Origin of the sequence: Mesorhizobium sp. M5C.F.Ca.ET.164.01.1.1, assembly GCF_004792125.1 — a bacterium.
Lineage (GTDB): Bacteria > Pseudomonadota > Alphaproteobacteria > Rhizobiales > Rhizobiaceae > Mesorhizobium > Mesorhizobium wenxiniae.
Map to the genome: position 1 here is coordinate 667,715 of NZ_SRTG01000002.1, position 13,676 is coordinate 681,390.

Sequence of the window (13,676 nt, forward strand, 5' to 3'; positions counted from 1 at the left end):
CCGGACATCTCCCCCGCAAGGGGGGAGATTGGTAGCTGCGCCCTCCAGTCGAACTTTCAACGTCGCAGTTTGGCGGAAGCAATAGCGACAGCCGATCTCCCCCCTTGAGGGGGAGATGTCCGGCCCGCCAGCCTGTCCTTGTCTCGCAAGAACAAGGAGTGGAAGCAGCGCCTACTTCGATGCCGCGATCGCGCAGCCGCCGCTGGCGGTCCTGACCTTCCACCTCGTCAAGCCGGCCTGGCAGTTGCGCAGCGCCATCTCTTCCGCAGCCTTCTGGGACGGCGCATTGAGTCTCGAGCCACAGATGACATAGAGGTCGACCACGCGCGAATAGAAGGTCGTGGCATAGGCGGAATGCCCGCTGGCCGCCACATAGGCTTTGTAGGCCTTCGGGCAGTCTCCGGTCGAACCTGGCGGAAAATTGACTGCGAAACGGCCGTCGCCCTTGCTTCCCGCCAGTGATTCCGCTGCGCCAACGCCAGGCACCGCTAATATAAGCAACCCTGAAAGTATAGATACAGTTGTCTTCTGAAAAAGCCGCAGTCTCATCTTCGCCCAATCCCCATTGGTATTTGCAAAGAGCAATAGCCGCAATTTTTCCGCGTGGCCAGTACCATAGTTGAAAATGAGTCTGAAGAATGTGGATTGCACTTCTCATCGGTGCACATCACCCTTCGCCAGGCGCAGCAACGCCTGTTGGTATAGTTCCGCCGTTTGCTGGTCGAAGCAGCAGAAGATGACAGTTTCCGGAACCGCATTCTGGCGGGTGAAGGCGCTCACAGTGCCAACGGCGATCTGCGTCGCCTGGTCCTTTGGATATCGGTATACACCGGCCGAGATCGCTGGAAACGCCACCGTCCGGCAACCCTTGGCGGCGGCGAGTTCGAGCGACCGGCGATAGCAGGAAGCCAACAACTCGGCTTCGCCCTTGCCGCCGCCTTGCCAGACCGGACCGACCGTGTGGATGATGTAGCGCGCCGGCAGCCTGTAGCCCTTGGTGAGTTTTGCATCACCAATCTTGCAGCCATTCAGCATCCGGCATTCGAACTCAAGCTCAGGGCCGGCCGCCCGGTGAATGGCGCCGTCGACGCCGCCACCGCCGAGCAGCGACGAGTTGGCGGCGTTCACAATGGAATCGACCGCCAGCTTGGTGATGTCGCCGGTATGAACGCGAATCCTGTGGTCGATTTCGCTCATTTCACATCCTGAACACGCCGAACTTTGTCTCCTCGATCTCGGCGTTCAGCGCGGCTGAAAGGCTGAGCGCCAGCACCTCGCGCGTCTTGGCCGGGTCGATGATGCCGTCGTCCCAGAGCCGGGCAGAGGAATAGAGCGGGTGGCCTTCATGCTCGTATTTCATCAGGATCGGCTTCTTGAATTTTGCCTCTTCCTCTGCGCTCCATTCCCCGCCCTTGCGCTCGATGCCCTCGCGCTTGACGACGGCCAGCACGGTGGCCGCCTGCTCACCGCCCATAACCGAAATGCGGGCATTCGGCCACATCCACAGGAAGCGTGGCGAATAGGCGCGTCCGCACATGCCGTAATTGCCGGCGCCGAACGAGCCGCCGATGATCATGGTCACCTTCGGCACGCGCGCCGTGGCGACGGCCATCACCAGCTTGGCGCCGTCCTTGGCGATGCCGCCGGCCTCGTACTTTCGCCCCACCATGAAACCGGTGATGTTTTGCAGGAAGATCAGCGGGATATTGCGCTGGCAGCACAGCTCGATGAAATGCGCGCCCTTTAGGGCGCTTTCGGAGAACAGCACGCCGTTGTTGGCGATGATGCCGACCGGCATGCCGTTGAGATGGGCAAAGCCGGTGACCAGCGTGGTGCCGTAATTCTGCTTGAACTCGTCGAACTCGGAGCTGTCGACGATGCGCGCGATCACTTCACGCACATCATAGGGCTGACGCAGATCGGTCGGCACAATGCCGTAGAGCTCATCGGCTGCATGAAGCGGCGGAACCGGATCGCGAAGTGCCAGCCCGATCTCCTTCTTTCGATTCAGGTTCTTGACGATGCGGCGGGCGATCGCCAGCGCGTGCTCGTCGTCCAGCGCATAATGGTCGGCAACGCCGGAAAGCCGCGTGTGCACATCGGCGCCGCCCAGTTCCTCCGTGCTGACGTCCTCGCCGGTAGCGGCCTTCACCAGTGGCGGACCGCCGAGGAAGATGGTCGCCTGGTTGCGCACCATGATCGTCTCGTCCGACATCGCCGGCACATAGGCGCCGCCCGCCGTGCACGAGCCCATGACGCAGGCGATCTGCGGTATGCCTGAAGCCGACATGTTGGCCTGGTTGTAGAAGATGCGGCCGAAATGGTCGCGGTCGGGAAACACCTCGTCCTGGTTTGGCAGGTTGGCACCGCCGCTGTCGACCAGATAGACGCAAGGCAATTTGTTCTGCAGCGCGATTTCCTGTGCGCGCAGATGCTTCTTTACGGTCAGCGGATAATAGGTGCCGCCCTTCACCGTGGCGTCGTTGACGACGACCATGACTTCGGTGCCTTCGACGCGTCCGATGCCGGCGATGATGCCGGCCGATGAGATGTCTTCGCCATACATCGACCACGCCGCGAACTGGCCGATTTCGAGGAAGGGCGAGCCGGTGTCGAGCAGCTGGGCGAGGCGCTCGCGCGGCAAAAGCTTGCCGCGGCTCTGGTGGCGCTCACGCGCTTCCTCCGAGCCGCCGCGCTCGACGGTTGCCGCCTTTTCCGCGATGTCGGCGACCAACGCCCGCATGCGCTCGGCATTTGCGCGGAAAGTGTCGGAGGCGGGCGAGATCTGGGACTGGAGCGTAGCCATCTTATACCCCCTCTGCCATGATTTCGCGCCCGATCAGCCAGCGGCGGATTTCGCTGGTGCCGGCGCCGATCTCATACAGCTTGGCGTCGCGCAGAAGCCGGCCGGTCGGATAGTCATTGATGTAGCCGTTGCCGCCCAGCAGCTGGATGGCGTCGAGCGCCATCTGCGTCGCCTTCTCGGCAGCGAACAGCACGCAAGCGGCGGCGTCCTTGCGGCTCGTGTGGCCGCGGTCGCAGGCGGCGGCGACGGCATAGACATAGGCGCGCGCGGCATTCATCGTCGTATACATGTCGGCGAGTTTGCCCTGCACCAGCTGGAATTCGCCGATCGGCTGACCGAACTGCTTGCGCTCGTGCACATAGGGGATCGCCACATCGAGGCACGCCGTCATCAGCCCGAGCGGTCCGCCGGCGAGCACCGTGCGCTCGTAATCGAGGCCCGACATCAGCACCTCGACACCGCGCCCTTCCTCGTGAAGCACGTTGCCGAACGGCACTTCGACATTCTCAAACACAAGTTCGCCGGTGTTCGAGCCGCGCATGCCGAGCTTGTCGAGCTTTTGCGCGACGGAAAACCCGGCCATCGATTTTTCGACGATAAACGCGGTGATGCCGCGCGAATGGAGCTCCGGATGGGTCTTTGCGTAGACGACCAGTGTTTCGGCATCCGGGCCGTTGGTGATCCACATCTTAGTGCCGTTGAGAACGTAGCGGTCGTTGCGCTTTTCGGCGCGCAGTTTGAGCGATACGACGTCGGAGCCGGCGCCGGATTCCGACATTGCCAGCGCGCCGACCTTTTCGCCGGTGCATAGCGCAGGCAGATGTTTCTCCTTCTGCGCCGGTGTCGCCCAGCGATTGATCTGGTTGACGCAAAGGTTGGAATGGGCGCCGTAGGAGAGGCCGACCGAGGCCGAGGCGCGGGAAATCTCTTCCATCGCGACGACATGAGCGAGGTAGCCCATGCCGGTGCCGCCGAAATCCGGATCGGCGGTGATGCCGAGCAGGCCGAGCCCACCGAGCTCGGCCCACAGATGCGCCGGAAATTCATTCGAGCGGTCGATCTCGGCGGCGATCGGCGCGATCTTTTCCTGGGCGAAGCGCCGAACCAGGTCGCGCAGCGCCTCGATGTCTTCGTCAAGCCCGAAGTTGAGTGTGTGCGTGTACATGCCTTTCCTCCCGGCGCATGGCCCCGAAATCGAATTCAATTTCGGCACGGATCATGCGCAAAATCAAAATGCTACAACGTCCTTTGCTCGCCGGAAGCGGCTGCGACGCTGTAGGTCGTTGTCGCGCCGTGGGCCTTTGCTCCAGCCAGGCGCATCGTCATTGAAAGAAATGTGGCGGTTACCTCCGAGATCGATAGCCGCTCGCCCGGCCGGAACCAGACGATGACGCCAGTCATCATCTGGATCAGCGCCATGGCAGTCAGACCTGTGTCTTCGACGCTGAAGTCGCCGGCCTCGACGCCGTCGCGCAAAATGGCGCGCAACTCCTTTTCATAGGCCGTGCGCAGGCGCAGGATCTGCGTCAGGCGGTCATGCGACAGGCTGCGCAGTTCCATGTTCGAGACATGGGTGGAATGGCGGCGTTCGATGTGGAAGGCGATGTGGTTTTTGACATAGGCGGCGAGCCGCGTCGCCGGATCGGCCGCGGCCGGGCGTGCCGCCTCCCACGCCTCGATCAGCCCTTCCATGTGCTCGCGCATCAGCGTGAACAAGAGGTCTTCCTTGGTCGGGAAATAGCGGTAGAGCGCCGCCGCCTGCACGCCGACCTCGGCGGCCAGCTGGCGCATCGACATCGCCTCGTAGCCAAGACGCGCGATCAGGCTGACCGCCGCCTCGCGGACCGCAGCTTCGGTCTTTTCCCCGTCCGAACCGGTCGTGCGCGCCATCGTCCCACCCCGTCGAGAAGCAAAATAATAAAACGAACGTTCAATTAATTCAAGCATTTTCAGAGGTGGAGGCACTTCATGCGGCGGCGGATTGCGATCTCACCCGGCTGACGGCCGACCTGGCACCGAACGACGGGTTCGCCGAGCCTGGGAAGGCTTGAAGCAGGTCATGTGCCTACTCGGTGACCGCAGTGTGGAAGGGAAGTAGTGGCATTGCCGAAACAACGGCGTTGCGATGCTCAGTTCCCTCGTGCGGCCGCCAACGCGCCCGGCAGCTCCACGGCAAAAATGTCGAGTTCGTGATCAAGGCCGACGCTGACCCTGATGCAGCGGTCGAGCACCGGCACCATCGGCTTGCGGATGAACACATCGCGCGACAGCAGCGCCTGCAGCACTTTAAGCGCGAAGGCGCCGTCGCCGCCGCAATCTATGGTGACGAAGTTGGTTGCAGACGGCAGCGGCTTCAGCCCATTCGCCTCGGCTATTTCGGCGATGCGCCGGCGGCCGGCAGCAACCCGCGCCACCACGCTTTGGAGATAGTCCTGATCGGCCAGCGCCTCGACGCCGGCGATCTGCGCCATGCGGTTGACGCCGTAATGGTTGCGGATCTTCTCGAAATCGCGGATCACCTGGGCCTCGGCCACCGCATAGCCGCAGCGTATGCCGGCCAGCCCGTAGGCCTTCGAGAAGGTGCGCATGCGGATGACGTTCGGCTGCGCGACATCGATCGGCGGTAGCGCCGAGGCCGGGCCCAACTCGCCATAGGCCTCGTCGAGCACCAGCATCGTGGTCTCCGGCAGGGCTTCGATAAAGCGGATGAGTTCGGCCGCTTCCCACCAACTGCCCATCGGATTGTCCGGGTTGGACAGGTAGACCAGCGCTGCATTTTCCCTGGCGACCGCAGCCAATAGGCCGTCCAGGCTTTCCCGGTCGTTCTGATAGGGGACCGCGACCAGCCGGCCGCCGACGCCGGCAATATGGAAATTGAAGGTCGGGTAGGCGCCGAGCGAGGTGACCACCGCGTCGCCCGGCGCCACATACATGCGCGCCACCAGGCTGAGCAACCCGTCTATGCCTTCGCCGACCACCACGTTTTCGGCGCCGACGCCAAGATGCGCGGCGATGGCCACCTTCAGATCGTGATTGTCGGGGTCGCAATACATCCACATGTCGCGGGCGAGGCCGGCTATGCGGGCGACGACGCGCGGCGAAGGGCCAAAGCTGCTCTCATTGGCGCCGATGCGGGCGCGAAACGCACGGCCCCGATCACGTTCCTGTGCCTCCGGGCCGACAAACGGTACCGTCGAGGGAAGCGCACTGACGATCGGCGTGAGGGGAGGGCGCTGGCGCATGGCAAAGGCTCGTTCGAAAAGGGCCTTCTTGCTAGCGCGGCACAGTTGGCCGCGCAAGCTCCCGCCTTGGCTGCAACCAGCATGCTGGATTCCCCCCGCTCTTTTTGCTAGCGAGATATCTCTTTTTGCTAGCGAGATGTCATGAACAATCGACTCCCACCTGCTTGGTCAAAGCACATCAAGCCCGGACCCGCGCCGAAAGCGAAGGTGCCGATAGTGAAGCCTTTGGCGAGCCCGCAGAAAGGAAACGCCCAGTCGCGTGCGCAAGCCGACGACGCGCTGCTGAAACAGGCATATGCCTTTCAGCAGGCCAAGCGGCTCGACGAGGCACAGGACCTATGCCTTCGGGTTCTGGCGCGCACGCCAAACCATCCGCTCGCCTTGTACATCTTGGGAACCGTATACCTGGGTTACGACGATGAGAGGGCCTTGCGATATTTCGCACGGGCGGTCGGCGAGGAACCTAAAAACCCCTTCTACCACCTCAGCCTGGGCGAGGCCTATGTGAAGGTCAGCGAGTATTCGCCCGCAATCAGGCATATGCAGTACGCCTTGGAACTGCAGCCCGGCCTTATCGAAGCACTTTGTGCATTGGGGCGCACTTACACGGCGTTCGACAAACCCGACATGGCATTGCCGCTTTACGAGAAGGCGCTGAAAATCAACCGCGATCATCCCAAGGTGCGAGCCGGGCTGGCGGGCGCGCTCAGCGGCCTAGGGCGTATGGATGAAGCCGCCGTCTATCTGAAAGAAGCGATCGATCGCCGTATTGGGGTGCCGGCTGCCTACAACGACCTTGTACAGACACGAAAGTTCACCGAGGAGCCCGAGGAACTCCAATCCATCCTTCGTGAACTCGGCAATCCGAAACTTGGTTCGGAAGCTGCGCAGCAACTCCATCTCGCCGCCGGCAAGGTGCTGAACGACCTCAGGCGCTATGATGAGGCATTCGACCATTTCAACAGGGCGAAACAGGCCTCCGGCTACAAGTTCGACATCGACTTGTACCGTCGGTGGATCGATTCAATGATCGAAACCTTCACGCCAGACTTTTTGGCTGCCCGGGCCGGCTATGGAAATCCTTCCGAAGTGCCTGTGTTCGTGGTTGGCATGCCCCGCTCCGGGACGACGCTCACCGAGCAGATCTGCGCCAGCCATCCCGATGTTCATGGTGCAGGGGAGCTTAGCAAACTAAGGCGGGTCGCGAATGCGATCGGTCTGAAGACATCATCGGCTGGAGATTTGCACCAGCCAGTCATGTCGATCACGGAAGACCTGTCCAGAACGCTGGCCGAAGAGCATCTGTCCTATTTGCGGGAGCGGGCGCCTGCCGCACTTCGCGTCGTGGATAAGATGCCGCACAATTTTGAACTGATCGGCCTTATCGGGCTTCTCTTCCCCAACGCACGCATCATTCATTGCCGTCGTGACGCCATCGACAATTGCGTCTCCTGCTTTGTCCTCAACTTCAGCGAGGGGCACAGCTACAACACCGACCTGAAAACACTAGGCCTGTACTATCGCGAGTATGACCGCCTGATGCAGCATTGGAACAAGGTTTTTCCTGGCCTTATCTTCGAAAATCACTACGAAACGCTGGTCGAGGACCAGGAAGCGCAGTCACGCCGCCTCATAGATTATCTTGGTCTGCCTTGGGATGACGCCTGCCTGCGCTTTTTCGATAGGGATGGTTCGGTCAACACGCCCAGTCGCTGGCAGGTTCGTCAACCGATTTACAAATCGTCGGTCAAGCGCTGGAAGAATTATGAAAACGAAATTCAGCCGCTGATACAGTCGCTGGGCGATCTTGCAGAGATTTGACTTGAGGTCGGCAATCCACATTGCGTGGACCGCGAGGGTCGCAAGCGCATAGGCAAGACGCTGGAGGGACAGCGCCCCCCTCTGTCCTGCCGGACATCTCCCCCACGAGGGGGGAGATTGGCAGCTTCGCTGACAGCGCCTGTTCATCAACGTTGGAGATTGGCGAAAGCCGCAATGACGGCCGATCTCCCCCCTCCGTGGGAGATGTCCGGCAGGACAGAGGGGGCGCGAAGGATCGCTGCTGCTTTCATTCTGCGCAGCTGCATTCTTCGGCTGAGGTAACGGAATGGATCCCAGGGTCTGCGCTCCGCTTCGCGTCGCTCCGCCCTAGGATGACGAAGGCATGATCGCCAATCGTCGGCGTTTGAGATTGGCAATTGAAGGCCAATCTAGCCGATGAAGACCGAGATCCAGCACAGAACGACCCTGGCCGGTATCGGCGGCGCCATACATTCCGCCCTTGACAGCTACGCAGACACGAAAAACCCGGCGGTTGCCCGCCGGGTTCGAGTTCAGTCAAACGCTGCTGATTAGAACGAGCGCTGGAAGCGGAGCTGGCCGCCGAAGTTGTCGTCGTCATCGGCACCGGTCCAGTTGCTGACGCTCTCATCACCAAGATGGAAGTAGGAGGCTTCAGCCGTGATCGTCAGGCCGGGGACGATATCGTAGGCGATGTTCGCCACGACGCCGAGGTTTTCGCCCTCGTCATACGATATCTGGGTGTTGAACGAGGTCTTCTCGTTGATGGTGAAGGTGCCACCGCCCCAGACTGCCCAATTGCCGCTCCACAGCTTGTACATGCCGCGGCCGGCGGCGGGGATTGCGAAGCCGCCATCCGTGTAGTTGTCGTCCGTGCCATACCCGGCCATGATGAACAGCGACAGGTTCTCCATCGGGGTGACGTCGAGGCGAACCTTGCCGGCCACTTCTTCATAGTTGCTGTCGTAAGCAATGACGCCGGTGATCGCGCCCCAGCCCTGCGTCCACTTCACACCGCCGACGACATGCGGGACGTAGCTGTCGATCGTGAAGTCGCCGTAACCTTGTTCGAGCGAAACCACGGCGGAGAAACCGTTGCCGGCGTCGAAATAGTACTGGACGACGTTGGTGTCGAAGCCGCCGTAGGGAACCAGCGTATCGTTCATGACATTGCCGGCGTAGCCGATAAACGTATCGAAGGCCGATTCGTCCTTACCGACGCGCAGCCCACCGAGCTGGATCCAGGCGAAGTTCAGCGAAACGCCTCTGTCGTAGGCTTCGTTGAGGTACGGAGATGTATCGCCTTGGGTGTTGCGGAAGTTGAAGCGGGTCTCGGTGTACGTCTTCAACGTGCCGAGCTCGGTTTCCTGGCCGGTCCAGGTCTTCAGCGCGAAGCGAGCACGCTTCCAGTAGGTATCCTGATCGTCGCCGTCCTCGTGGTCGACGGTCCCCGCACCGGTGAATGTGCCGACGTCGCCGACGCCGATGTCGTAGCGGACATAGCCGCCGATGCGCAGGCAGGTTTCGGTGCCGGGGATGTAGAAGTAGCCGGCGCCGTAGACGTCACAGATGCGGACGTATTCTGCGGGTTCCGGCTCGGCAACGACGACGGCGTCGGCGGCGCGCGCACCGGAAACTGCGACCAGTGCCGCAGCGGAGCCAAGAAGAAGGCTCTTGATGTTCATTTTCTGACCTCCAGTCAAAAGTTAAAAAACGGGTCTGGGTATTCTTTGCTGAAGGACAGCGTTCCCTGCCCCATCCCCACTACCGAAAAAGATGCGCACCGCGCCGCTCCTTCGAATTCGACATTACCCATGAGGCGGCGGCGTTCAACCACCATCGCACCGGCGAAAGGTCTGTGCAGGCGCTATCCCCCTGCCTTGTTGCACAAATGACACGATTTGGCCTCACTCGGAAAGCTCCCGTTAACCATTGAGCTATCGGAAACCCTTGGGCGAGCCCTTTGCAATCCGGCCGATTCCGACAATTGCCTGCCGGAATTGCGACGATGTCGTGAGTCGCCGGCCGAGGGATTGCCGCAGAATCGCCGCATGGCGAAAGCGCCGTTTTGGCGGAAGCCGGTTTTTTCAATGATAATCGCGCCGGCTTGTTGATTGTGCCGGCGCTTTTCTTTATCCACCGGCGCAACGGAGAGGTGGCCGAGTGGTCGAAGGCGCTCCCCTGCTAAGGGAGTAGAGGTCAAAAGCTTCTCGTGGGTTCGAATCCCATCCTCTCCGCCATCCTGCTTCGCGCTGCGCGCTTCGCAGGACAAGTCCCCCTTTCCGCGAAAGCAGGATGCGCTGCGGCACTGCCTCAAATAAATTCCTCAGTCCTCGAGCATTAGCTCGAGCCGATGCGTTGCTCGGCCCTGTCCAGAAAAGCGGCGATGGCACCGGGCAGGCCGCCGGTCTCGAGGAAGGGCGCATGGCCCTGGCCCTCGACCGTAATCGTCTCGACACAAGGGTGCTTTCGCATCTGTTCGAGCGTCTCGGCGGAAAGCAGCTTCGAATTGGCGCCGCGTATGGCGAGCAAGGGTATGGCCGCCAGCGCCTCGAACTGCGGCCACAGATCTGCCAGTGGCTGAGTAAGATCGAGACCCGCCAGCGTATCGACCAGCTTCGGGTCGAAATCCGGCACCAGCCCCTCATCCGTCTCTCGGTAGAGGGCCGATACCATCCGCTCCCAATCCGCCTCGGTCAGAGCTGGAAAGTCGCTGCCATGCGCGCCGCACTGGGCGCCGATCGCCTCGGCATGGGTTTTCGGCTTTGGTGTCTGCTCGAGATAGGAGCGGATATAGGCGAGACCGCTAGCCTCGACCACCGGGCCGATGTCGTTGAGGACGACGGCTTTAAGGACCGCTGGCCGCATCGTGCCGAGCACATGGATGATCAGCCCGCCACGCGACGTGCCGATGAACGCTGCCGCCTCGATGCTCAGCGCCGCCAGCCCGGCGAGGATATCACCGGCTTCAACGCCGATATTGTAATGGCCGATATCGGGGTCGTAGACGGATTGCCCGCGTCCGCGGTAGTCGAAAGCAACAATTTTTCGCGAACCTTCCGCCCGTCGCGACAGGTGCAGCGCCAGCTCATGAAAATCGCGGCAATTGCGGGTCAGGCCAGGCAGGCAGACGACGGGCCAGTGTTCGGAATTCGCTTCGCCGTAGACACGGGCGTGAAGTTGCAGCCCGTCCGGCGAGGCGTAGAAGAAATCGGAAAAACCTTCGGTGCTCGTCATTTGGACGCGATTCCTCGCCGTTGCCGGATCGTCTCGACTGCTACAGGCGAGGGGCGGGGTGGTCAATCGAGGGCGGAACGGCCAAGCTGCCAATCTCCCCCCTCGTGGGGGAGATGCCCGGCAGGGCAGAGGGGGGCGTGAAGGATCGTCAGCGTTCGGTTCACATTGAGAGCCCGTCGAGAGCTATCCCGAGGGCACGGCTGCGATGGGCTGGAATGTCGGCGGGACAGCGCCCCCTCTGTCCTGCCGGACATCTCCCCCACGAGGGGGAGATTGGCCGTCATCGACGCATTCGCCAATCTCGAACGCCGTCGACGCTCTTCAACTCCGCCCGTTCACCAAATCTCCAACGATATCGTACTTGCCGGAAATGCGCATCTTGTAGACTTCGTAATTCTCCATCACGCGCTGGACGTAACTTCTTGTTTCCGTATAAGGAATCCGCTCGATCCAGTCGACTACCGCGTCGATGTCCTTGCCGCGCGGATCGCCATATCTAGCCACCCACTGGGCGGCGCGGTTGGGGCCGGCATTGTAGCCGGCGAAGGTCAGTACATAGGAACCGTCGAAGCGGCCGAGCTGCTCGCCGAGGAAGGCGGCGCCCAAGGTCGCATTGTAGCCGGCGTCAGTGGTCAGTCGCGCCTGCGAGAAGGTCATTCCGGCCTTCTTCGCCAATTGCCTGGCGGTCCCCGGCATCAGCTGCAACAGCCCGCGTGCGCCGGCGCTGGAGACGGCGCCGATATTGAACTCGCTTTCCTGGCGGGCGATCGCATAGGCCAGCGCCTTGCCGGAGCCGGAAATGTTGGCGGTCTCGGGAATGACGCCGAGCGGATGCGACAGCGCCCCGACATCGATGCCGCGCGCGCCGGCGATCTTGCCGACTTTGAACGCCAGGAAGTGATTGCCCTGCTTTTCCGCCATCGCGGCCAGCAGCGCCAGCTCTCCGGGACTGGTCAACTGCCCGGCGAGGTCGCGATAAAGCGTGTCGGCGTAGCGCTCATAGCCCGCCTCCTGCAGCCGCTTGATGGCGCTGACCGCCTCGCGATTGGCGAAATTCCGCTGATCGGCGGCGCTCGGCTGCGGATGGGCGATGTTGAGGACTTGCCGGCCGACGCGCTCACCGGCGAGCTGGCCGTAAAAGGTCGTGCCGTAACCAGCGGCACGGGTGAAATTATCCTTCGCGCTGCCGGGACCGCCGGCTTCGGCCGCACGGCCGAGCCAGTAATAGGCGCGCGACAGCGAGATCGGCCCCTGGGCGAGACCGGCGATCCGCGCGAAATGCCTGGCAGCGGTGTTGGGCTCGTTGAGGCCGCGCAGCGCGTACCAGCCGGCATGAAACTCCGCATCCGCTGCGTTGGCAGCACTTTCGGCGGCGTGTGCTGCGACTATTTTGTAGGCGGTCTTCATGTCGCCCTGGTCGACCAGTTCGCGCGACAGCACCCGGCGCTCGGCCCACCAGGCATCCGGATCGATCAGTGCGCTGCGGTCGCTCGGCGCCTTCATCATCACTGCGGCGGCGTCGGAAAACTTCTGCTGCTTGCGTAGATATTGGGCTTGCGCGAAGAGATAGCCGGCCGAACGCTGCGCAGCGGGCACCGCCTTCAGCAGTTTGGCCGCTTTCTTGTCGCCCCTGTCCGCCGCTGCCCAGGCATCGGCCAGCTGTTGGGCGCCGGCAAGGCCGGCGACGCGCAGCGCGGAATTGACCCGGTCGCCATAGAACATACGCTCCATGCGAAAGCTGTGGTCGGCGGCGGCGATGAGCTTGCCGAATTCCTGGATGATCGCCGCTTCGTCCTTGGCTTCCAGTTTTTCGGTGCGCCAGAAAGGCGATAGCACAGAGCGCGCCGCCTTGACGTTGCCTAGCGACACATAGGAGCGGGCGAGGATCACCACGCCCTCGACTGTTTGCGGCTGGCTGCCGCCGAATGCCTGCACCACGATCTCAGGCGCGGGGTTCTCGCGATAGAGCGCGCGCTCGCTGTTCTTGCGCAAGGCGATCATGCCCGGCCAGTTCGGCAACATCTTGGCGGCATCGGCGATGTCGCCGCTTGGCACCTTGTCGCCGCCATAGAGCGCGATCGCCCAGGCAAGGATGTGCCGGTCGAGCGAATTGACCGGCAGGGTTTCGCGCGCTTGACGCGCACCGGCAATGTCGTTTCCCGCCAGCGCATCGAGGCCGCTTTTCAGCCTGGCGACACTGGCGGATGAAGATCCCGTATCCGGCAGGCCCGTATCCGGCAGGCCCGCATCCTGCAGGTTTGGCATCGGAATGGCCGAGGTGACCCGCACATCGACTTTACCGGCGGCTACAAGGCTCGGCGTCAGCAGGAGAATTGCGCCAAGCAGCGCAAAAAAATGAGGCTGCCTGGTCGGCATGGTCTTCATCATTTCCTGTCTACACATTACCAACAGGCACAGATCAACCGAAGCCTAGTTGGCTGTGATGAAGAGCCCGTAAACAAGGCTATCGAGGCCTTTCAAATTGCGCTTGCTGGCACTACCACCATGCTTGCCGCGCAACAGTGTCGAGACTATGGTGCGCCGCTTCGCTTTCGGCTAGAAGGCGCGCACGACAAAACACCTACAGCGCC

10 protein-coding genes and 1 tRNA gene are annotated in these 13,676 nt (G+C 62.0%); 2 read left to right on the plus strand and 9 right to left on the minus strand.

All coding sequences use genetic code 11. From position 1 onward, the window contains the following. Nucleotides 1–171 precede the first annotated feature (171 nt). The 6 genes from EN807_RS19835 to EN807_RS19860 form a co-directional block, all read right to left on the minus strand. Nucleotides 172–651: a hypothetical protein gene (locus tag EN807_RS19835; protein WP_348640247.1), complete on the minus strand. Its 480-nt coding sequence runs from the start codon at nucleotides 649–651 to the stop codon at nucleotides 172–174. A 3-nt stretch (nucleotides 652–654) separates the two neighbouring features. After that, nucleotides 655–1,197: an O-acetyl-ADP-ribose deacetylase gene (locus EN807_RS19840; protein ID WP_135936337.1), complete on the minus strand. Its 543-nt coding sequence runs from the start codon at nucleotides 1,195–1,197 to the stop codon at nucleotides 655–657. Nucleotide 1,198: 1 nt separating this feature from the next. Beyond that, complete coding sequence (locus tag EN807_RS19845) at nucleotides 1,199–2,806, minus strand: carboxyl transferase domain-containing protein (protein WP_135936338.1); 1,608 nt, start codon at nucleotides 2,804–2,806, stop codon at nucleotides 1,199–1,201. A 1-nt stretch (nucleotide 2,807) separates the two neighbouring features. Then, complete coding sequence (locus EN807_RS19850) at nucleotides 2,808–3,971, minus strand: isovaleryl-CoA dehydrogenase (protein WP_135936339.1); 1,164 nt, start codon at nucleotides 3,969–3,971, stop codon at nucleotides 2,808–2,810. A gap of 71 nt (nucleotides 3,972–4,042) precedes the next feature. After that, nucleotides 4,043–4,696, minus strand: a complete 654-nt coding sequence (locus EN807_RS19855; RefSeq protein WP_135936340.1) for a TetR/AcrR family transcriptional regulator — start codon at nucleotides 4,694–4,696, stop codon at nucleotides 4,043–4,045. A gap of 239 nt (nucleotides 4,697–4,935) precedes the next feature. Beyond that, entirely contained in the window at nucleotides 4,936–6,048 is a 1,113-nt protein-coding gene (locus tag EN807_RS19860) for a pyridoxal phosphate-dependent aminotransferase (RefSeq protein WP_135936341.1), read from the minus strand. Nucleotides 6,049–6,189: 141 nt separating this feature from the next. Between EN807_RS19860 and EN807_RS19865 the strand changes: the two genes are divergently transcribed. Further along, complete coding sequence (locus EN807_RS19865) at nucleotides 6,190–7,869, plus strand: sulfotransferase (RefSeq protein WP_135936342.1); 1,680 nt, start codon at nucleotides 6,190–6,192, stop codon at nucleotides 7,867–7,869. A 530-nt stretch (nucleotides 7,870–8,399) separates the two neighbouring features. Here the strand turns inward: EN807_RS19865 and EN807_RS19870 are convergent. Next, nucleotides 8,400–9,533: a porin gene (locus tag EN807_RS19870; protein WP_135936343.1), complete on the minus strand. Its 1,134-nt coding sequence runs from the start codon at nucleotides 9,531–9,533 to the stop codon at nucleotides 8,400–8,402. Between the two features lie 464 nt (nucleotides 9,534–9,997). On the opposite strand from EN807_RS19870, the gene EN807_RS19875 reads away from it, so the two are divergent. After that, nucleotides 9,998–10,088: transfer RNA gene (locus tag EN807_RS19875), tRNA-Ser, on the plus strand. A 100-nt stretch (nucleotides 10,089–10,188) separates the two neighbouring features. Here EN807_RS19875 and EN807_RS19880 read toward each other — a convergent pair. Next, entirely contained in the window at nucleotides 10,189–11,085 is an 897-nt protein-coding gene (locus tag EN807_RS19880; RefSeq protein ID WP_135936344.1) for an alpha/beta hydrolase, read from the minus strand. A gap of 321 nt (nucleotides 11,086–11,406) precedes the next feature. Next, nucleotides 11,407–13,461 carry a lytic transglycosylase domain-containing protein gene (locus EN807_RS19885; protein WP_135936345.1) on the minus strand — a complete coding sequence of 685 codons (2,055 nt, stop codon included), beginning with the start codon at nucleotides 13,459–13,461 and terminating at the stop codon, nucleotides 11,407–11,409. Between the last annotated feature and the right edge of the window lie 215 nt (nucleotides 13,462–13,676).

Bases quoted from the DNA above. Each gene is read 5' to 3' on its own strand.
- EN807_RS19860 (WP_135936341.1), bottom strand. From the start codon at position 6,048: ATGCGCCAGCGCCCTCCCCTCACGCCGATCGTCAGTGCGCTTCCCTCG.
- EN807_RS19885 (WP_135936345.1), bottom strand. From the start codon at position 13,461: ATGCCGACCAGGCAGCCTCATTTTTTTGCGCTGCTTGGCGCAATTCTC.
- EN807_RS19870 (WP_135936343.1), bottom strand. From the start codon at position 9,533: ATGAACATCAAGAGCCTTCTTCTTGGCTCCGCTGCGGCACTGGTCGCA.
- EN807_RS19855 (WP_135936340.1), bottom strand. From the start codon at position 4,696: ATGGCGCGCACGACCGGTTCGGACGGGGAAAAGACCGAAGCTGCGGTC.
- EN807_RS19840 (WP_135936337.1), bottom strand. From the start codon at position 1,197: ATGAGCGAAATCGACCACAGGATTCGCGTTCATACCGGCGACATCACC.
- EN807_RS19845 (WP_135936338.1), bottom strand. From the start codon at position 2,806: ATGGCTACGCTCCAGTCCCAGATCTCGCCCGCCTCCGACACTTTCCGC.
- EN807_RS19880 (WP_135936344.1), bottom strand. From the start codon at position 11,085: ATGACGAGCACCGAAGGTTTTTCCGATTTCTTCTACGCCTCGCCGGAC.
- EN807_RS19850 (WP_135936339.1), bottom strand. From the start codon at position 3,971: ATGTACACGCACACACTCAACTTCGGGCTTGACGAAGACATCGAGGCG.
- EN807_RS19865 (WP_135936342.1), top strand. From the start codon at position 6,190: ATGAACAATCGACTCCCACCTGCTTGGTCAAAGCACATCAAGCCCGGA.